This window comes from Bacillus sp. 2205SS5-2 (assembly GCF_037024155.1).
GTDB lineage: Bacteria > Bacillota > Bacilli > Bacillales > Bacillaceae_K > Bacillus_CI.
Map to the genome: position 1 here is coordinate 25,587 of NZ_JAYKTS010000020.1, position 16,029 is coordinate 41,615.

At 37.8% G+C, this 16,029-nt stretch carries 16 protein-coding genes; 12 read left to right on the forward strand and 4 right to left on the reverse strand.

From position 1 onward, the window contains the following. Positions 1–14: 14 nt before the first annotated feature. On the forward strand, positions 15–956 hold the full coding sequence (locus U8D43_RS13705) for an alpha/beta hydrolase (RefSeq protein WP_335871746.1): 942 nt from the start codon (positions 15–17) through the stop codon (positions 954–956). A gap of 48 nt (positions 957–1,004) precedes the next feature. Next, the gene (locus U8D43_RS13710) at positions 1,005–3,398 is read left to right on the forward strand and encodes a penicillin acylase family protein (RefSeq protein WP_335871747.1); all 2,394 of its coding nucleotides are present in this window, start codon (positions 1,005–1,007) and stop codon (positions 3,396–3,398) included. An 86-nt stretch (positions 3,399–3,484) separates the two neighbouring features. Here U8D43_RS13710 and U8D43_RS13715 read toward each other — a convergent pair whose 3' ends face one another. Next, complete coding sequence (locus U8D43_RS13715) at positions 3,485–4,036, reverse strand: hypothetical protein (RefSeq protein WP_335871748.1); 552 nt, start codon at positions 4,034–4,036, stop codon at positions 3,485–3,487. Between the two features lie 94 nt (positions 4,037–4,130). Here U8D43_RS13715 and U8D43_RS13720 point away from each other — a divergent pair, with 94 nt between their 5' ends. The 4 genes from U8D43_RS13720 to U8D43_RS13735 all read left to right on the forward strand — a co-directional run bounded on the left by U8D43_RS13720 (position 4,131) and on the right by U8D43_RS13735 (position 7,505). Then, a complete protein-coding gene (locus U8D43_RS13720) occupies positions 4,131–5,045 on the forward strand; it encodes a phosphatidate cytidylyltransferase (RefSeq protein ID WP_335871749.1) in 915 nt (304 codons plus the stop codon). A gap of 535 nt (positions 5,046–5,580) precedes the next feature. Further along, positions 5,581–5,793 carry a hypothetical protein gene (locus U8D43_RS13725; protein ID WP_335871750.1) on the forward strand — a complete coding sequence of 71 codons (213 nt, stop codon included), beginning with the start codon at positions 5,581–5,583 and terminating at the stop codon, positions 5,791–5,793. A gap of 12 nt (positions 5,794–5,805) precedes the next feature. Then, positions 5,806–6,831 (forward strand): DUF1835 domain-containing protein, encoded by a 1,026-nt coding sequence (locus tag U8D43_RS13730; RefSeq protein WP_335871751.1) that lies wholly within the window; start codon positions 5,806–5,808, stop codon positions 6,829–6,831. 347 nt (positions 6,832–7,178) lie between these two features. Beyond that, entirely contained in the window at positions 7,179–7,505 is a 327-nt protein-coding gene (locus tag U8D43_RS13735) for an MGMT family protein (protein ID WP_335871752.1), read from the forward strand. 291 nt (positions 7,506–7,796) lie between these two features. On the opposite strand, the gene U8D43_RS13740 is transcribed toward U8D43_RS13735, so the two are convergent. Beyond that, a complete protein-coding gene (locus U8D43_RS13740; RefSeq protein WP_335871753.1) occupies positions 7,797–7,925 on the reverse strand; it encodes a hypothetical protein in 129 nt (42 codons plus the stop codon). A 168-nt stretch (positions 7,926–8,093) separates the two neighbouring features. On the opposite strand from U8D43_RS13740, the gene U8D43_RS13745 reads away from it, so the two are divergent. The 6 genes from U8D43_RS13745 to U8D43_RS13770 all read left to right on the forward strand — a co-directional run bounded on the left by U8D43_RS13745 (position 8,094) and on the right by U8D43_RS13770 (position 14,052). Beyond that, entirely contained in the window at positions 8,094–8,846 is a 753-nt protein-coding gene (locus tag U8D43_RS13745) for a MerR family transcriptional regulator (RefSeq protein WP_335871754.1), read from the forward strand. Positions 8,847–9,136: 290 nt separating this feature from the next. Continuing rightward, positions 9,137–10,078: a tRNA (adenosine(37)-N6)-dimethylallyltransferase MiaA gene (gene miaA, locus U8D43_RS13750; protein WP_335871755.1), complete on the forward strand. Its 942-nt coding sequence runs from the start codon at positions 9,137–9,139 to the stop codon at positions 10,076–10,078. Positions 10,079–10,123: 45 nt separating this feature from the next. Further along, entirely contained in the window at positions 10,124–10,357 is a 234-nt protein-coding gene (hfq, locus tag U8D43_RS13755; protein WP_335871756.1) for an RNA chaperone Hfq, read from the forward strand. 1,565 nt (positions 10,358–11,922) lie between these two features. Continuing rightward, complete coding sequence (spoVK, locus tag U8D43_RS13760; protein ID WP_335871757.1) at positions 11,923–12,885, forward strand: stage V sporulation protein K; 963 nt, start codon at positions 11,923–11,925, stop codon at positions 12,883–12,885. Between the two features lie 348 nt (positions 12,886–13,233). Then, positions 13,234–13,362, forward strand: coding sequence for a rhodanese-like domain-containing protein (locus tag U8D43_RS13765; RefSeq protein ID WP_335871758.1), 129 nt, complete (start codon positions 13,234–13,236; stop codon positions 13,360–13,362). Between the two features lie 189 nt (positions 13,363–13,551). Continuing rightward, the gene (locus U8D43_RS13770) at positions 13,552–14,052 is read left to right on the forward strand and encodes a CBO0543 family protein (RefSeq protein ID WP_335871759.1); all 501 of its coding nucleotides are present in this window, start codon (positions 13,552–13,554) and stop codon (positions 14,050–14,052) included. Between the two features lie 246 nt (positions 14,053–14,298). Here U8D43_RS13770 and U8D43_RS13775 read toward each other — a convergent pair whose 3' ends face one another. Both U8D43_RS13775 and U8D43_RS13780 read right to left on the reverse strand, forming a co-directional pair. Beyond that, positions 14,299–15,093, reverse strand: coding sequence for a TIGR00266 family protein (locus tag U8D43_RS13775; RefSeq protein WP_335871760.1), 795 nt, complete (start codon positions 15,091–15,093; stop codon positions 14,299–14,301). Between the two features lie 186 nt (positions 15,094–15,279). After that, a complete protein-coding gene (locus U8D43_RS13780) occupies positions 15,280–15,888 on the reverse strand; it encodes a trimeric intracellular cation channel family protein (protein WP_335871761.1) in 609 nt (202 codons plus the stop codon). Between the last annotated feature and the right edge of the window lie 141 nt (positions 15,889–16,029).

Sequence of the window (16,029 nt, forward strand, 5' to 3'; positions counted from 1 at the left end):
AAGGGGGAGAGCCGATGAATGAGAGTGTAGGGTATTTACGTACGGGAGATGGGAATGAGCTTTTTACGGTCGAATGGAAAGAGGAAGACCGTCAACCGAAAGCAGTAATTCAGCTTGCCCATGGCATGGCGGAACATATTATGCGCTATCAAGAGTTTTCCGAGTATTTAGTGAAACGGGGAATTTTTGTTATCGGTCATGATCATCGAGGCCACGGGAGAACGGCAGAAAAAAACGGCAGTGTTGGCTATTTTTCTGATGAAGAAGGCTTTGAACGTGTCGTGGATGACCTTCACGAAGTTAATGCGTTTGTTCGCAGTCAATATCACGGGGTTCCACTCTTTTTATTTGGTCATAGTATGGGCTCATTTATTGTGAGGCGGTATATTCAACGCTATTCAGAACCGTTACAAGGAGTGATCTTGTCTGGTACCGGTGATTATTCCCCGTTTATGGGTCGTGCTGGAAAGCTCATTGCAAATAGAATTGGGAAGAAAAAGGGGATGAAAACTGCAAGTTCGCTGTTAGATAAGCTTTCGTTTGGGAAATTCAATCAAAATTTTTCACCTGCGAACACCCCGTTTGACTGGCTATCACGAGACGAAGAAGCTGTCCAAGATTATATCGTTGATCCTTATTGTGGAAGAGTTTCGTCAGCGGGAATGTTTATTGATCTTCTAACAGGATTGAGTAGAATTCATGATGAGAATGAAGTAAAAAAGATACCGAGAGACGTTCCCTTCTTATTTATTAGTGGGGATCAAGATCCTGTTGGTCGAGGAACTAAGGGCGTGCAAAAGGTCATCAATCAAATGCAACGGTATAGTGAATATGATATTGTTTCACGTTTTTATTCAGACGGTCGTCACGAAATGCTAAATGAAATTAATCGAGAAGAGGTTTTTCAAGATATTGTTTACTGGATCGAAAATAGGTTAAATCAATCGAATAAATAAAGGATTTCCCCCCTTTATAGCTAATTAAAGCTAAAAGGGGGTTTTTTAATGGAAGCTGCTCAAACCTTACAACGAGAACCAATCAAAAAGCAAAGAAAGAAATGGAAAAAAGGATTAGCTTGGATAGTGGGAATCATTCTAGTATTAATCTTAGTAATCGCTATTTTTGTAACCGTTTTCACATCTCGATCTCTTCCTCAAACGGAGGGATCTGTAACGTTGAAGGGACTTGGAAGTGAGGTAGCAGTTTTAAGGGACGGAGAGGGTGTCCCTCATTTGAAGGCAACTTCATTACAAGATTTATACATGGCCCAAGGGTATGTGCAAGCACAAGATCGATTATTTCAAATGGACTTAGCAAGAAGGCAGGCATCTGGAAGATTAAGTGAAGTCGTAGGTGAAGCGACAATAGATACTGATAAATTTTTCCGAACACTTGGTCTTCGTCGAGCGGCGGAAGCCTCCCTTGCCATTTATGGTGAAGAGTCGATTCAAACGCTAGATTGGTTTGCTCAAGGAGTTAATGCTTACATAGAGGAGAGCATTGACGAAAATAAGCTACCACTTGAATTTACTTTACTAGGATATGAACCAGAGTTATGGACCCCCATTGATTCTTTGACAATTGGGAAATATATGGCCTTTGATCTGGGCGGTCATTGGCAGAGTCAGGCGTTTCGTTATTGGGCTCTTGCCAATTTTTCAGAAGAAAAAGCCAAGGAATTATTTCCGAGTTATCCGGAAAATGCTCCGACCATTATCGCTTCTTATGAGGATATCGATTTGGATATAGTAAGTGCCTTTGCCAAAGCAATTATTCCGCCTGAGGATAACGGTAGTAACAATTGGGTGGTCAGTGGAGAGAAATCGGAAAGTGGAAAACCACTTCTCGCTAACGATCCTCATTTAGGGCTAGGTACCCCGTCTATTTGGTATCAAATGCATCTTGAAACAGAAGAGATGAATGTAAGTGGTGTGATTTTTGCAGGCATACCTGGCATTATTGTTGGTCACAATGATTCGATTAGCTGGGGCGTGACGAATACAGGGCCTGATGTGCAAGATTTGTATATTGAAAAAAGAAACCCTGATGATAAAGATGAGTTTTTATATAATGATTCGTACGAGAAAGCAACAATTATTTCTGAACCGATTAAAGTGAAGGACGGTAAAACGGTTGACTATGAAGTAACAATCACCCGTCATGGTCCGGTCATTTCAGAGTTTGCTCATCAAGAAAGTAATGAAACGGCGCTTGCACTGCGCTGGACCGCTTTAGACGCCACACCAGAGCTACAAGCATTTCTCCAAATCAATGAAGCCAATAACTGGGAGGAATTTGAGACGGCATTAGAAGATTTTCATGCGCCTATGCAGAACTTCATGTTTGCATCAGAAGACGGTACCATTGCGTATAAAGCGAACGGTAAGCTGCCGATGAGAAAACAAGGTGATGGCTTACTACCCGTACCAGGGTGGACAGATGAATACGAGTGGGAAGGCTTTGTTCCATATGACGAATTGCCGACAGTGATCAATCCTGTTGAAGGTTATATTGCGACCGCTAATAATAAAGTGGTTGGGGAAGAGTATCCCTATCATATTAGCAACCACTGGGCTCAACCGTATCGCTATATGCGTATAGAGGAATTTTTGGAAGAAAAAGAAGTGTATTCTTTAGAAGATATGAAAGATTTGCAAATGGATCAAAAAAACCTTTATGCAGGTGAGTTTATTCCAATATTAACTGAGGATGTCGATTCTGCCAAACTATCAAATACAGAAAAAGAAGCACTGAAGTTATTCACATCTTGGAACTATCAAGATGATAAAAATTTACCCCAACCACTACTCTATCATGAGTGGATGTATGCGATAGGAGATGTTCTTTTCCAAGAGGATATTCCAGAAGAGGCATTGAAACTTTTTAACGGAAAACAGAGTATTGTCGATGAATTCATTCGAAAAGCATCCATTGGGGAAGAGGTCCGTTGGTTTGAAGATGCTGGTGGATATAATGAAGTACTAACCGATGCCTTTCAACAAGCAGTGAAAAATATTGCAGCAGAATTTGGCGGAGATCCACAAAAATGGAAATGGGGAGAGAATCATCAATTGTACTTTGCTCATCCTCTATCTGGAAGTTCCCCGGTATTAGAATTTATTTTTAACAAAGAAGATCCGCTCCCAATTGGCGGAAGTCATGTGACTGTACAGGCTGCTAAATCAGATGAAACCGGAATGGTTGTGCACGGTGCCGCTTGGCGATATGTGAATGATACAGCAATTATGACTGAAGCCGAGCATATTATCGGGCCCGGTCAAAGTGGTCATTTCAAAAGCGAGTGGTATGACAACAGTATTAAGGATTGGGCAGAAGGGGAGTATCATAAAACGTCGTTAGAGGAGGCGGAAGGTGAAAAATTACTGCTAACTCCTTAAGGGAAATCTAAAATGCTGAAGCGTTCAGGTCGCTTCAGCATTTTGTCATTTGTTCAAAGAGAGAAATATGTCCTAGAGGATAGAGACTATTTTGCTCGTCGGAGTCGGATAGGTTCATAATCAAATAGTTTACCTTCATAGACTAATTGAAGATCTTTTTGCTCGCGGAAATCATCTGGAGTCACTAATGCAGGTAGCTTATCCCACAATTGGATCCCCGATCGCTTTAAGATTTCCGCCACAAATTGGGAACAAAAATAGGATGTACTGATTTCTACCGGTTCTTTTAGTGTGATTCCTAAGATGCCGAGAAGATTATATGTCCAGCGGCGTTTGTTTTTGATAAACAAATGTAAGATGCGTTTCATTTTTTCAACTTGACGTTCTGTGACAGTTAGCTCATAAATCACACATGTCGTGTTTGGATAAAGACTGTACGTTCCGTTAAACACATCTTCTTTTACGAATCCACCGTCTAGTGGATTATCCGGTTTTTTTCGTCCAAAACTATATAGTTCGATTAAATCAGAATCAAAGGAAATGGAAGCATGATTATAAGGTGCTTTTGTGTATTTTTTAATAGATTTAGTAAAAAAGGTTCCAGTATCTGTCAGTAGAATATAGATTTTCTTCGTCATCTTTCAGCCCTCATTTTTGTCAATTTATGTTGAATGTTGAATTGATTTCCATCATACTATGAACTAGATTCATAGTGTCTGTAGGGGGAGTAGGATGGTCCAAACATATGTAACATTATCGATGATGGCCTTCGCACTTGCTATTGTTCATCTATCATTTTATGTAGTAAAATCGTTTAAAAAAAGAGAAGATTTCTCTGCATTAAATGCACGCGTTAAAACATGGTGGGGGATGCTGGTCGTTTTTTCTATTGCTACTTTATTTAATTCGACAATAGCCTTAATTTCCCTACTATTTCTTTGCTTCTTTTCGCTCAAGGAGTATTTTTCAATGATGAAAACAAGAAAAGCAGAACGCCAGCTTTTTTGGTGGGCTTATTTAGCGATACCTCTTCAATTTTACTGGATCAGCATTGGTTGGTATGGCATGTTTATCGTGTTTATTCCAGTCTATGTGTTCTTATTTCTCCCATTACCGAGAATCTTAGGTAATGGTACCGCAGGCTTTTTACGTTCCGTTAGTTCAACTCAATGGGGGCTAATGCTGATGGTTTTCGGGTTAAGCCATTTAGCTTACTATCAAGTCGCGAACGAACAATACGGTGCAAATCTTGTTCTATTTTTAGTCGTGCTCACCCAAGCCAATGATGTTGTTCAATTTTTAGTATCCATTTTTATAGGTGAAAAAAAGGTTGTTCCGTCTGCGCACCCAAATATAACTTGGGAAGGATTCACGCTATCGATCTTAACGACAACCGCTTTGTCAACTTTACTGTATCCCTACTTAACGCCGCTTGATATGAAATTTGGCATTCTGTCTGGTGTTATTATCAGTGTGAGTGCCTTTCTCGGAAGTTTAACAATCTCGGTTTTAAAGCGTGATTTATTAATTGGCGATCAGGAAAAATTTTTGCAGTTAAAAGAAAGTTATTTAACGAGTGTAGACAGCTTAACGTATACAGCCCCTATTTTCTTTCATGTCATTCGCTATTATTTTGATTTTATGTAGGCGAGTCAATTTCAAATTGTCATTAACTAGCCATATTTTGTATCCTACAGGCGATATATAGGTATTATGAAATGGATAAAAAGTTGATTTTGTAAGGCTCTTTTCGTATTCTTTGTGGCTCTAGCATATAAAAAGGGATAGAAACACACTTTTCTTTCCTCATTTCAACTAAAGAAAAATACGAAAAGATGCCCGATATCATTTTTTATCATGAAATAGAGACTAATTCGAAAAACAACAAACTTTGCGAAAACAGCCTTTCATAAAGGTTGAGGCTTTTTGAAAATGGACTACTAAATGGTTGTTATAAACAAATATCAATTTGATCTTGAATGATGTTGGTGAAGGGCTCTTCTCGTATACATTGAGGCTATCGCATCAAATTTTTGATTAAATCATCCCTTTTCACTGTTGATTTCCATTAAAAGTTGTCGAAATGATGCACGAAACAAAGCTATATCTTGGATAATATACTGGTGTCAAAAGCAACAATTTTTGCGAAAATAGTTTAGTAATTAAATTGAGGTGACTCTAAATGAGGCGAAAATCATTTACAAGTGCACAACAACTATTATTGATTCTTTCTCTTGGGTTTTTAGTAGGTTCATTTTTAATTGGAATTTTGTCTATCTTTCATTCAAAAGAGGTTAACCTCTTAGTAGAGGGATGCTATGAAATTAATGGGACTCCTGTTCTTGAAGCTAGTTACTTACATATTAACTATTCATTTCAGTGTGTTAAAACTTGAGGAGGTTTCTAAATGCATGAATTAGAAGGGCTACGCGAACAAATCTTATCTATGAGCGAATCGGATAGTAAAAGCTTATTATTTCAAGCGATGATTACAGTGGATACTATCGAAACGGATAAAATGCAGTCAGCAGATGGGATAGAAAGACTAGTGAAAATCAAAAAGCTCATTTCAGATGTTTCAGCCAGAAAAGACCCTACTAAAGGAATCTACACCCGATATCATATATTGTTCGGGGATTCTGCTGGAGGTGCGCTGAAGCACTTATTCTCTACTGAGGGAATTCGTGACGAGAGGGTCCTCGCTATTTCGGATTATTTTGCGGAGGGACCAATTGAAAACCTCCATGAAACAAAAGGATTCGTGAAACGGTTTCGTTGGATAAAAGAGAATGTCATTCGGGACGAATACGAGGATTTCCTGAGGCGTTATTTTCAGATGATGGAAGAAATCGACTCCATCCCTGAAGAGGTTCCCATCACGATCTGGACTTCTAATAATTCCCATGAGCAAATTGGAGTGAGGTTTATCATATATTTGCTCAAAGGTCGAAAAAATGAAGTGAAGTTGATAAATACGAATCATTTATTTCATGAATTCTTGGCCAAACCGGGAAGTCATTATTTCCTCACTAGTGCATCAATCTCTCCTGATCATTTCAATTTGATGTATAACAAAAGTCAAGATATAGTACCGTTAATGGCTTCAGAAAAAGAAAAATTTCTAAACGAATGGATTGAACTGAGTAGAGAGGATACGGCTCTCCGCATTTGGAAAAACGATCAAATTGTATCAGTAGATGAGACTTATTTCGATTCATTGATTTTTGAAAAAGCAAGAGTTTTGACAGATAAACGTGGTGATGAATACATGAAATCAGGTAGGTTAATTGGGGAAGTCCTCGGAAACATTGAGAATCAATTCATAAGCGATTTATTTCTCGAATATCGATTGCGGAAATTAATCGATAAAGGTCATTTTGATGTGGTGGGAGACCTAGCAGCGATGCGGTATTATAGTGTGAAGCTTAAGTAAGAGGAAGGAAATTTGTAGCGATTAATTTAGAAACTATGTTGTAAATATTGAATAGTTACGCCCAGCCTTAGCTCGGTGACATAAACAGGATGGGTTGGGTGTTTAATTAGGCTCTTTTCGTATACATTGTGGCTATTTTATCTGATTTAACTTCGTGTACTGCCAGATGCCTACCGTCCCTGGGCAGCCACTTCCGCTTTTCATGATCCAGCTGCAGTGGCTAGGGACTCGGGCATTTGTCAGCCCACTACGTGAAGCAGGCTTCACTTCGTGTACTGCCAGATGCCTGCCGTCCCTGGGCAGCCACTTCCGCTTTTCAGAAATAGGATATGGAGGTTTAAGGATAAATGAGTTTGTCTCCTTTTACAGAAAAAGTGATTGAAATTATTCGTGAAATTCCAGAAGGAAAGGTGATGACTTATGGTCAGATTGCAGCATTTGCAGGCAGTCCTCGGGCTGCACGCCAAGTTGTCCGAATTCTACATTCGATGAGCAAGAAACAGCATCTCCCTTGGCACCGAATCATTAATGCAAAAGGGCAAATTGCTTTACAAGATGAGGAAGCCTATCATGAGCAGGTGATGAATTTAGAAAGCGAGGGTGTTAAAGTAGGGCTGCATGGTCAAGTGGATTTATTAAAGTATCAGTTGTTTTCTTCTAAAGTAGATGAATAAACAAATATTTTATTTGCTTGGAAGATTTCTTACAAATTAATTAAACAAAGTTGCTTCTTCGCTATTTAGTATTTAGTTCAAACAACTATGTAGGTTTCAGAACTCAATCAATTATTCTTGTAACAGGTGGTGAATGCTGAGCGAGCAATTGAACTCATTCCCTTGTCCGGTTTGGTTTTTCGCTTGTTTTAATCAATATGTAGAATCCTGACATTAAGCTAAAATGGTAGCATCAATTGAACCCTAGAAAATTGTCTTGTCAACACTAAATAGCGAAGAGCCACAAATTTATTATAATTTTTCATAATTATACTCATAAATTAATAGGTAGAATTTTGGTGATTTAGGTTCAAAACCTTTTTTAGATGAATTCCAACAACCTTCTACCATTCCTTCATCGGCAAAAAGCCAAATTTCCACTTCCCCTCCCAGCAAATGTAGTCGAAAGGGTAGATACTCACGAAACAGCTCAGAAAAAGTGAGTTTGACAGAATATTTGACTAGTTTTTAGAACCTTTGTCATGGAGAAGGACATCTGATACGTCGTAGACGAATGTATAAGGTAAGAACGAATAGGGAGGGTTTTATTTGAAAAATCAAATCGTAACCATCTCCAATGCCACGAAAATTCTAAAAATCACCCCTCATATTTTGAAGTCTTGGGAAATTACATTCACTCCGTTGTTAACCATTCGAAGAGATGAAAACAATGCTCGTCAATACACACCTGAAAACCTCCACCTGCTTAGAAGAATTAGTGAGTTAAAAAAGCAAGAGTCCTCCGATTCTGAAATCATATTAATCATTCAAAGTGAAATTGAGCGTGAGAAAAAAATAAAACGTGAGCAGGAAGAACGCATAGCGAGAGCACAACGGAAAATCAGGGATCAAGAAAAAACAGAGAGGGTTTCACCTAAAAATTTAGAGGATATTTACGAATCGGTCCAACAGTTAACGACAATCGTTAGCCGTACACCTGAAGAAAAAGATCCCTTGCAGCCTCACTTAGAAAAATTGGAGGAAAATATTGTTTCAAAGGTTCGAAACATCGTGCATAAAGAAGTGACATCGAGTGCAGCAAAACAAAACCGAGTAAATACAACAGAATTTTCTTCTATTTCCCATAAAGTTGATACTCTTAGAGAAATATCCCAATTCGAACGAGAATTTTATCAAGATGAACTACAGAAAGAAAGGGATCAGGTTACAGAAAGTGTGGCTGATCGTGAGGAGAAATTTATTGCCTTGGTGCAAGATCGTCTAAGAAATCGTCCTGAACAAAAAGAGGAAACGAGATTAAGCTTTCACTTTTTAAAAACGCTATTTGGGTTTGCAAAATAGTCATGAAAAAGCTGGACGAATAGGGTCTAGCTTTTTTTGTAGAGTTAGAATGGAGGATTTAAAAAATGGTTTTGATAATCTGCTACAGGCCATAAGTGGAGTCCTGTCTTGAGGTATAAAGTACCTCAGTCCAGTCTAGGTCTTATGCCTGTGGCCGATAACCAGACACCTTGCGCATTTCTTATAGAAAATATGAATATTTTCTTATCCTGCGGTTATACTGTTCAGATGTTTATTCTGTTTTGTAAATTGTGGTACGATACGTTATAAAGATGATTACATAGAAAGCAGTGAATAGGTTGAAAAAGGAAAACGTCATCGTATTAATTGGCCCAACAGCGGTTGGCAAAACAGAGTTGAGTTTACAACTAGCAAAGAAATTTCGCGGAGAAATCATTAGTGGGGACTCTATGCAGATTTATCGGAGAATGGATATAGGGACTGCGAAGATTTCTCCACAAGAAATGCAGGTAGTTCCACATCATTTAATTGATATTAAAAACCCAGAGGAAGACTTTTCCGCTGCTGAGTTTCAGCAAAGAGTAAGAGGAAAAATGAATGAAGTAAAAGCACGAGGGTTTTTGCCAATGATCGTTGGAGGAACCGGTTTATATATTCAATCGGTTCTGTATGATTATCAGTTTACTGAAGCAGAAGGGGATGAGGAGTATCGTTTACAATTAGAAAAGCGAATTGCAGCAGAGGGGGTTGAGCAGCTGTTCCATGAGTTAGAATGGATAGACCCAATCAGTGCTGAGAAAATTCACCCCAACAACACAAGAAGAGTTATTCGTGCGTTAGAGATTTTTCATTTAACGGGTAAGACGATGGCAGAATATCAAGCAGAACAACAACATGAATTACTTTACGATGCAACCATTATTGGATTGACGATGGATAGAGATCAACTATATGAACGAATTAATCGGCGAGTTGACATTATGATGCAGCAAGGGCTTCTTCAGGAAGTAAAGAAACTATATGATGAAGGTATAAGAAATGTTCAGTCAATTCAAGCCATCGGATACAAAGAACTCTATGATTATTTTGACGGAAAGTGCTCTTTAGAAGAAGCTGTTTCCTTACTAAAACAAAATTCAAGGCGTTATGCAAAGCGTCAATTGACGTGGTTTCGCAATAAAATGGATGTCCACTGGTTTGATGTAACCTCGCTCAGTGAACTGGAAAAAATTGAACGAATTTCTCAATTTGTAGCAGGAAAGCTTCACTAAAGAGCGAATTTATACGTAGAGAGAGAAAAGAGGAGGAAGAAGCAGATGAAGCAAGGTATCAACATTCAAGACCAATTTTTGAATCAATTAAGAAAAGATAATACGCTTGTCACAGTATTCCTATTAAATGGTTTCCAAATTCGCGGACAGGTGAAAGGGTTTGATAACTTTACCGTCCTTTTTGAGTCTGAAGGGAAACAACAACTCGTGTACAAGCATGCGATATCCACATTCGCTCCACAACGGAATGTTCAGTTGAATTTTGAGGAACAAGCGTAGATATTCGAAGGAAACTTCACCTCAGTTAGGGGTGGAGTTTCCTTTTTGTGTTTGAATTCTACTATTTAATTTGTAAGTTTGATTTGTATTTTCCGGTGGATGTACAAAACTTTCGAATGGTTAATGCGCTATTGATCGACATGCCCAACTGTGATTCTATTTCCCCGAAAAACAATACAAAAATCTCACATGGTATTCAATTCAATCGGAATTCTCAATAACTTTATCCCATCAATCACCTATCTCTCAACCTTACAATCCTCCGTTTCATTTTGCCGTTTTTTAAGTTGAATGAAGATATTTGAAACCCTTCTTTCTCGTGATGTTCAGATTAGTACGAGAACAACAACCCATGCGAAAATAGCCTGAAAAAAATATAAGAACAAATATTCGGCGAGTGGAAATTAGGAGCAAAGCATTTAGTAGCCTTTTAAAACACAATGACAAATACCATTTGATAATGTACTTATTATAGTTGTCTGAAGAGCCTATTCACCACAGACTATAGAAAAAGGAATGGAAAAAAACTGGACTAAATCAATTTTGGTGAGCGCGCTAAAGGGGTGCTAATATTACATTCAAAAATCCTACTCTTGATTAAAAATATGAATCGACCGTTTTAATGGTGTGACTACCAAGTACCAGAATAACTACTTTTACATGATTGATTTTTAATTGCTTGTCGGATGAATGAAATAATGAATGTAGCAAGCACAAGACTAAAGAATATTTATACTCATCCCATGTATTTGTAATGACCAATACTTAGGGTAGGTTCCATCTTTCTAATTGTTATGTGGAAACAAGACATCTATTTAGGCGGGCTCTCAATGAGAAAAAACGAATTATTATTAGCTTTATGGCACTTATTATCAATTTAGCGTTAATTATCACCCAAAAGAAGGAAGGTTATATTCAGATTAGCGAAAAGCAACTCGGAGAACCGATATCTCGACTTGTACACCAATAGTTGCCTACGAATATGGAATGAAACATATAGGCGTATTTAACCGCGTTTATCAAATTTCAGCAGGTCAATTTGATGACCCTTGGTGGATTAGATGGTTTAGTTAGGTGATTGAAAAAGGGATTCCATTTTATTTAGTGAAATCAACATAAAAATTCATCAAAGGGTGCATTTAAAGCAAAATTTCTTTTGTATGTGGAGGGGGATAAAGAAACTCCAGATGATGGTATGTTTTATGATGCTTTGAATAAGATGAATAAAAGAGAAATTTCTGTAGCTTTAGACTTTAAATATCGAATAGAGGGTTTCAATTCATGTGAAAATAAGGGCTTCCTTTATTTCTTGGGAAAGCGCAAATTATGACAAACCTCTTACAAAGCGAATAAAGTCTTCAAACTTTTGTTATTCCTCCCTTGTGGAATAATAGATGAACCAAAACGAACAAAAGGGTTCAATCGTTCATATCCATAAAATAGAAGGTTGAAGTGAGGTAGCTTAAACAATCACAAAATAGTCGAAATGAATAGGTGATTTTGAATTAAAAACATCACCCTCCCAACTTCTGGGCATAAACTGTAGGAACGGTGAGGTGAATGATATGAAAGAACCGATTCGGATGAAAAACAAAGGGCAAATAAATATTGTTTTAAATGCGAAAGAAAAGCCACAAACGAAAGAAAAAGTAAAACATGACCTCATTGTCCATGATACAACTGCAGCAGAACATATGGCATTAAAAGAGATTGAAAAAGAACTAGAAAGCTTAGTCGGTATGGCTGAAATGAAAAAAATGGTGAAAGAAATTTATGCATGGATTTTTGTCAATAAAAAAAGGGAATTAGAAGGTCTAAAGGGTGGAAAGCAAGCGCTTCACATGATGTTTAAAGGGAATCCTGGAACAGGTAAAACCACAGTAGCACGGTTAATTGGAAAACTATTTCTGAAAATGAATGTTCTGTCCAAAGGCCACCTCATTGAAGCGGAACGAGCAGACTTAGTAGGGGAATATATCGGACATACCGCCCAAAAAACAAGAGATCTTGTTAAAAAGTCAATGGGGGGTATTTTATTCGTCGATGAAGCGTATTCGCTGGGACGTGGGGGAGAAAAGGATTTTGGCAAAGAGGCGATCGATACATTAGTGAAGCATATGGAAGATAAACAGCATGATTTTATTTTAATACTTGCAGGGTATTCCCGTGAAATGGACCAATTTTTAACTTTAAATCCTGGATTACAATCCCGGTTTCCACTAGTTTTTCATTTTCCGGATTATACGGTAGAGCAACTCATTGAAATTGGCGACAGAATGTTAGCAGATAAAGAATATTCATTAACAGCTGATGCTGAACGGAAATTAAAAGAACATCTTTATTATGCTAAAACATCATTAACCCCACATAGTTTTTCTAATGGGCGTTATGTTCGAAACGTTATTGAAAAATCCATTCGTTCTCAAGCGATGCGGCTTTTAATGCAAAATCGATTTTCGAGAAGTGACCTCTTAACCATTAAAAGTTGTGATTTGATTTTCCCCATGGAGGACAAAGAGAAGCAATGAAAAAAATCGGTCTCTTGAGATCGTTTTTTTATTGGCTTTTTTCGTATACTTTGTTGCTGTAGCATACTAAAAGGATGGAACCACTTTTTTCATTCCTCATTTCGGGTTAAAAATGATGCGAAAAGATGCCCGAAGTCAATCTTCATCACAATAGGAGGGTTAATTCGAAAAGCCGCATTCTTTGCAAAAACAGCCTATCAAAAAAAAAAAAGGCACTAGGGTTTTTTCGATTGATTTCTTCTTTTTTATTTAACAAAATACCTATAAGGGTATATCATACTAGTTGAGGCACATTATTTACGAAAACCACCCAAAAAATTGGACAATCATTAAGAGGAGGAAATATTCATGAATATGATTACCCCACAACAATTACAAACAAAATTATCTCAAAGTGAACCAATAAATATTATTGATGTAAGAGAAGGAGAAGAGGTGAGAAACGGAAGGATGGCTTGGGAAGGGAATATGGTCTAAATTTAACTTTAACTTAGAATGGTATTATCCATTTATCACAAAAAGACAGCGATCACGCTGTCTTTTTGTATAGAGGAAATTGACTAGGGCATGATATTTTTAAATAATGTCTAATCATAATGTATGAACGCTTTTTATAGAGAAGATGATAGACGCACCTACCAAATGTGTTCATAGAGGAGTGAGAGAATGAAGAAAGTTAAGAAGGATAGGAGAATTTTATATCTTTTAACAATTATTGGTTTGCTATTATTGCCTTTTACCTTAAAAAAACCGGCTAAAGATTGGCTATTCGTCTACTTTTTTCACGCTTTTTTGTCCATAGTGCAGGGGTCTCTGGTGACTGGGAGACACTTTCTTACCTTTCCAGTTCGTTTTTTTCCGAAAATATACCGAAGCAGTTTACTCTTCGACGGTCTCTTATTCCCGATTATTGCTGTTCTCCATAATCAATGGACGTTTCATTCTAAGAGAGCTGGAATTGTAGTGAAAGCTCTCATGTTTAGTACCCCCATGACGATTGGTGAACTATGGTTTGAGAATAATACCCAGCTTATTTCCTATAAAAAATGGACGTGGATTACTACGCTAACCACAGTTACAATTAATCTCTTATTCACACGAGGCGTTATCGGGCTGATTCGCCGATGGTGTACTCATAAAGAGTCTGAGCCAAAACAATTTGATTAAATTCGGTGTACAGAAAAGAACGTTGTAAACATTATTGTCCCTTCAATAGGAAAGAAAAAACCCCTTGAAATAAGAGGTTCTTTTCATTTATATTGTTTTTTATTAAACTTAATCCCTTATGAAATCATCCACTTTTAAGTAAAAATGAACAAAAATAGACGTGAAAGGGCCTGAAATCTATCGAGTTAACAGAATCTGTTGCTACGAAATGTGCATTGTGGAATAGCCTTGAATTATATAAACTGGTTATCGATCTCCACCAAGAAGATCAAACGCACCGTTAAGAATGCTACCTTCTCCTTTTGAACCACCTTTACTCGGGGCTGCAGAGAAAACTCGGCTTGCAAGTCGACTAAATGGTAGAGATTGAATCCAGACTGTACCCGGGCCTTGCAAAGTAGCAAAAAACAGTCCTTCACCACCAAATAATGCAGTTTTTACTCCTTTGACCATTTCGATATTGTAGTGGATGTCTTTCGTCATGGCCACAAGGCAACCTGTATCTACCAGCAATTTTTCGCCTGCTTGGAGCTCTTTTTTATGTAATGTGCCCCCAGCGTGTACGAAAGCCATGCCGTCTCCTTCTAGCTTCTGCATAATAAAACCCTCGCCACCAAAAAATCCAGCACCTAATTTTCGCTGAAAATCAATTCCTACTGATACGCCTTTTGCTGCGCATAAAAATGCATCTTTTTGGCAGACGATTTTCCCACCTAGTTTATTTAGATCGAGTGGGACGATGCTTCCAGGATAAGGTGAAGCGAAGGACACCGTTTTTTTATTATAGCCATTATTTGTGAATGCGGTCATAAATAAGCTTTCACCAGTGACTAAACGTTTTCCAGCTCCCATTAATTTTCCGACTAATCCGCTACCACCGTTCCCAGACCCATCGCCAAATATCGTTTCCATGCCAATATCTTCTTCCATCATCATCAAACTACCTGCTTCAGCAATAACGGTCTCTTTTGGGTCTAGTTCCACTTCAACAAACTGCATGTCATTTCCGTGAATATAGTAATCAATTTCGTGATTCGTCATAGTACCAACCTCCCTTTTCTCTTATTTTACCATTTTCTTTAAGGGAGGCTCTATATTAAACTGATTATTTTTTTGAGAATGAGCAAAAACATAAAGTAAGTTTAATAATCGCGAATGATACTTAAGGAGAATTTAGAAAAAGTCAATCTGATGACTGTGCAAAAAAAAGAGAAGAAACATCTTCTCTTACTGAAAGGCACGTAGGTTTCTGTTCGGAAGCTTCCAATGATAGGAATAGCTCAAGACACGTAATGTCGTTGTTAATATAAATAAGGTGTAGAGCTCTACTGGTGAGTTGATCGCATTCAATCCAATGGCAAAACCACAAAGAATTGCCCAGACCGCGTAAATTTCTGAGCGCAGAATAAGAGGTTTACGACCTGCAAGCATATCTCGTACCATTCCACCGCCACTTCCTGTTAATACAGCAGCAACAATAACTGCGCTTAATGGATGATTCATTTCGGTTGCATATAAGGCACCCTGAATCGCAAAAGCAGAAAGTCCGATAGCATCGAAAAAATTCCCCCATTTTTTCCAATGTTTCAACAGATTGTTTGGAAATAAAAAGACCGCAGTAATGGACAAAAGTGCAATTTGAAAAAGAAATCCTTGTTCCCAAAGTGCTGAAACGGGAACCCCTATTAATAAATTCCGAATCGCACCCCCTCCAAAAGCGGTGACAATTCCTAAAATGTAGACTCCTAATATATCATATTCCTCTTCCATCGCCACGATGGCGCCTGAAACAGCAAAGGCTATTGTGCCGATAATACTGAGCATTTCCCATGTCATTTTGTTTTCCCCTTTGATGTGTAATCCAACAAATATCCATAAAGATTCTAACACGTCAAATAGAGATTGCAACCACTTCTTTGAAAAAGATATAAAAACTTTTCTCATAGAGATTCTTACTGATATTTGATAAGATGAAAT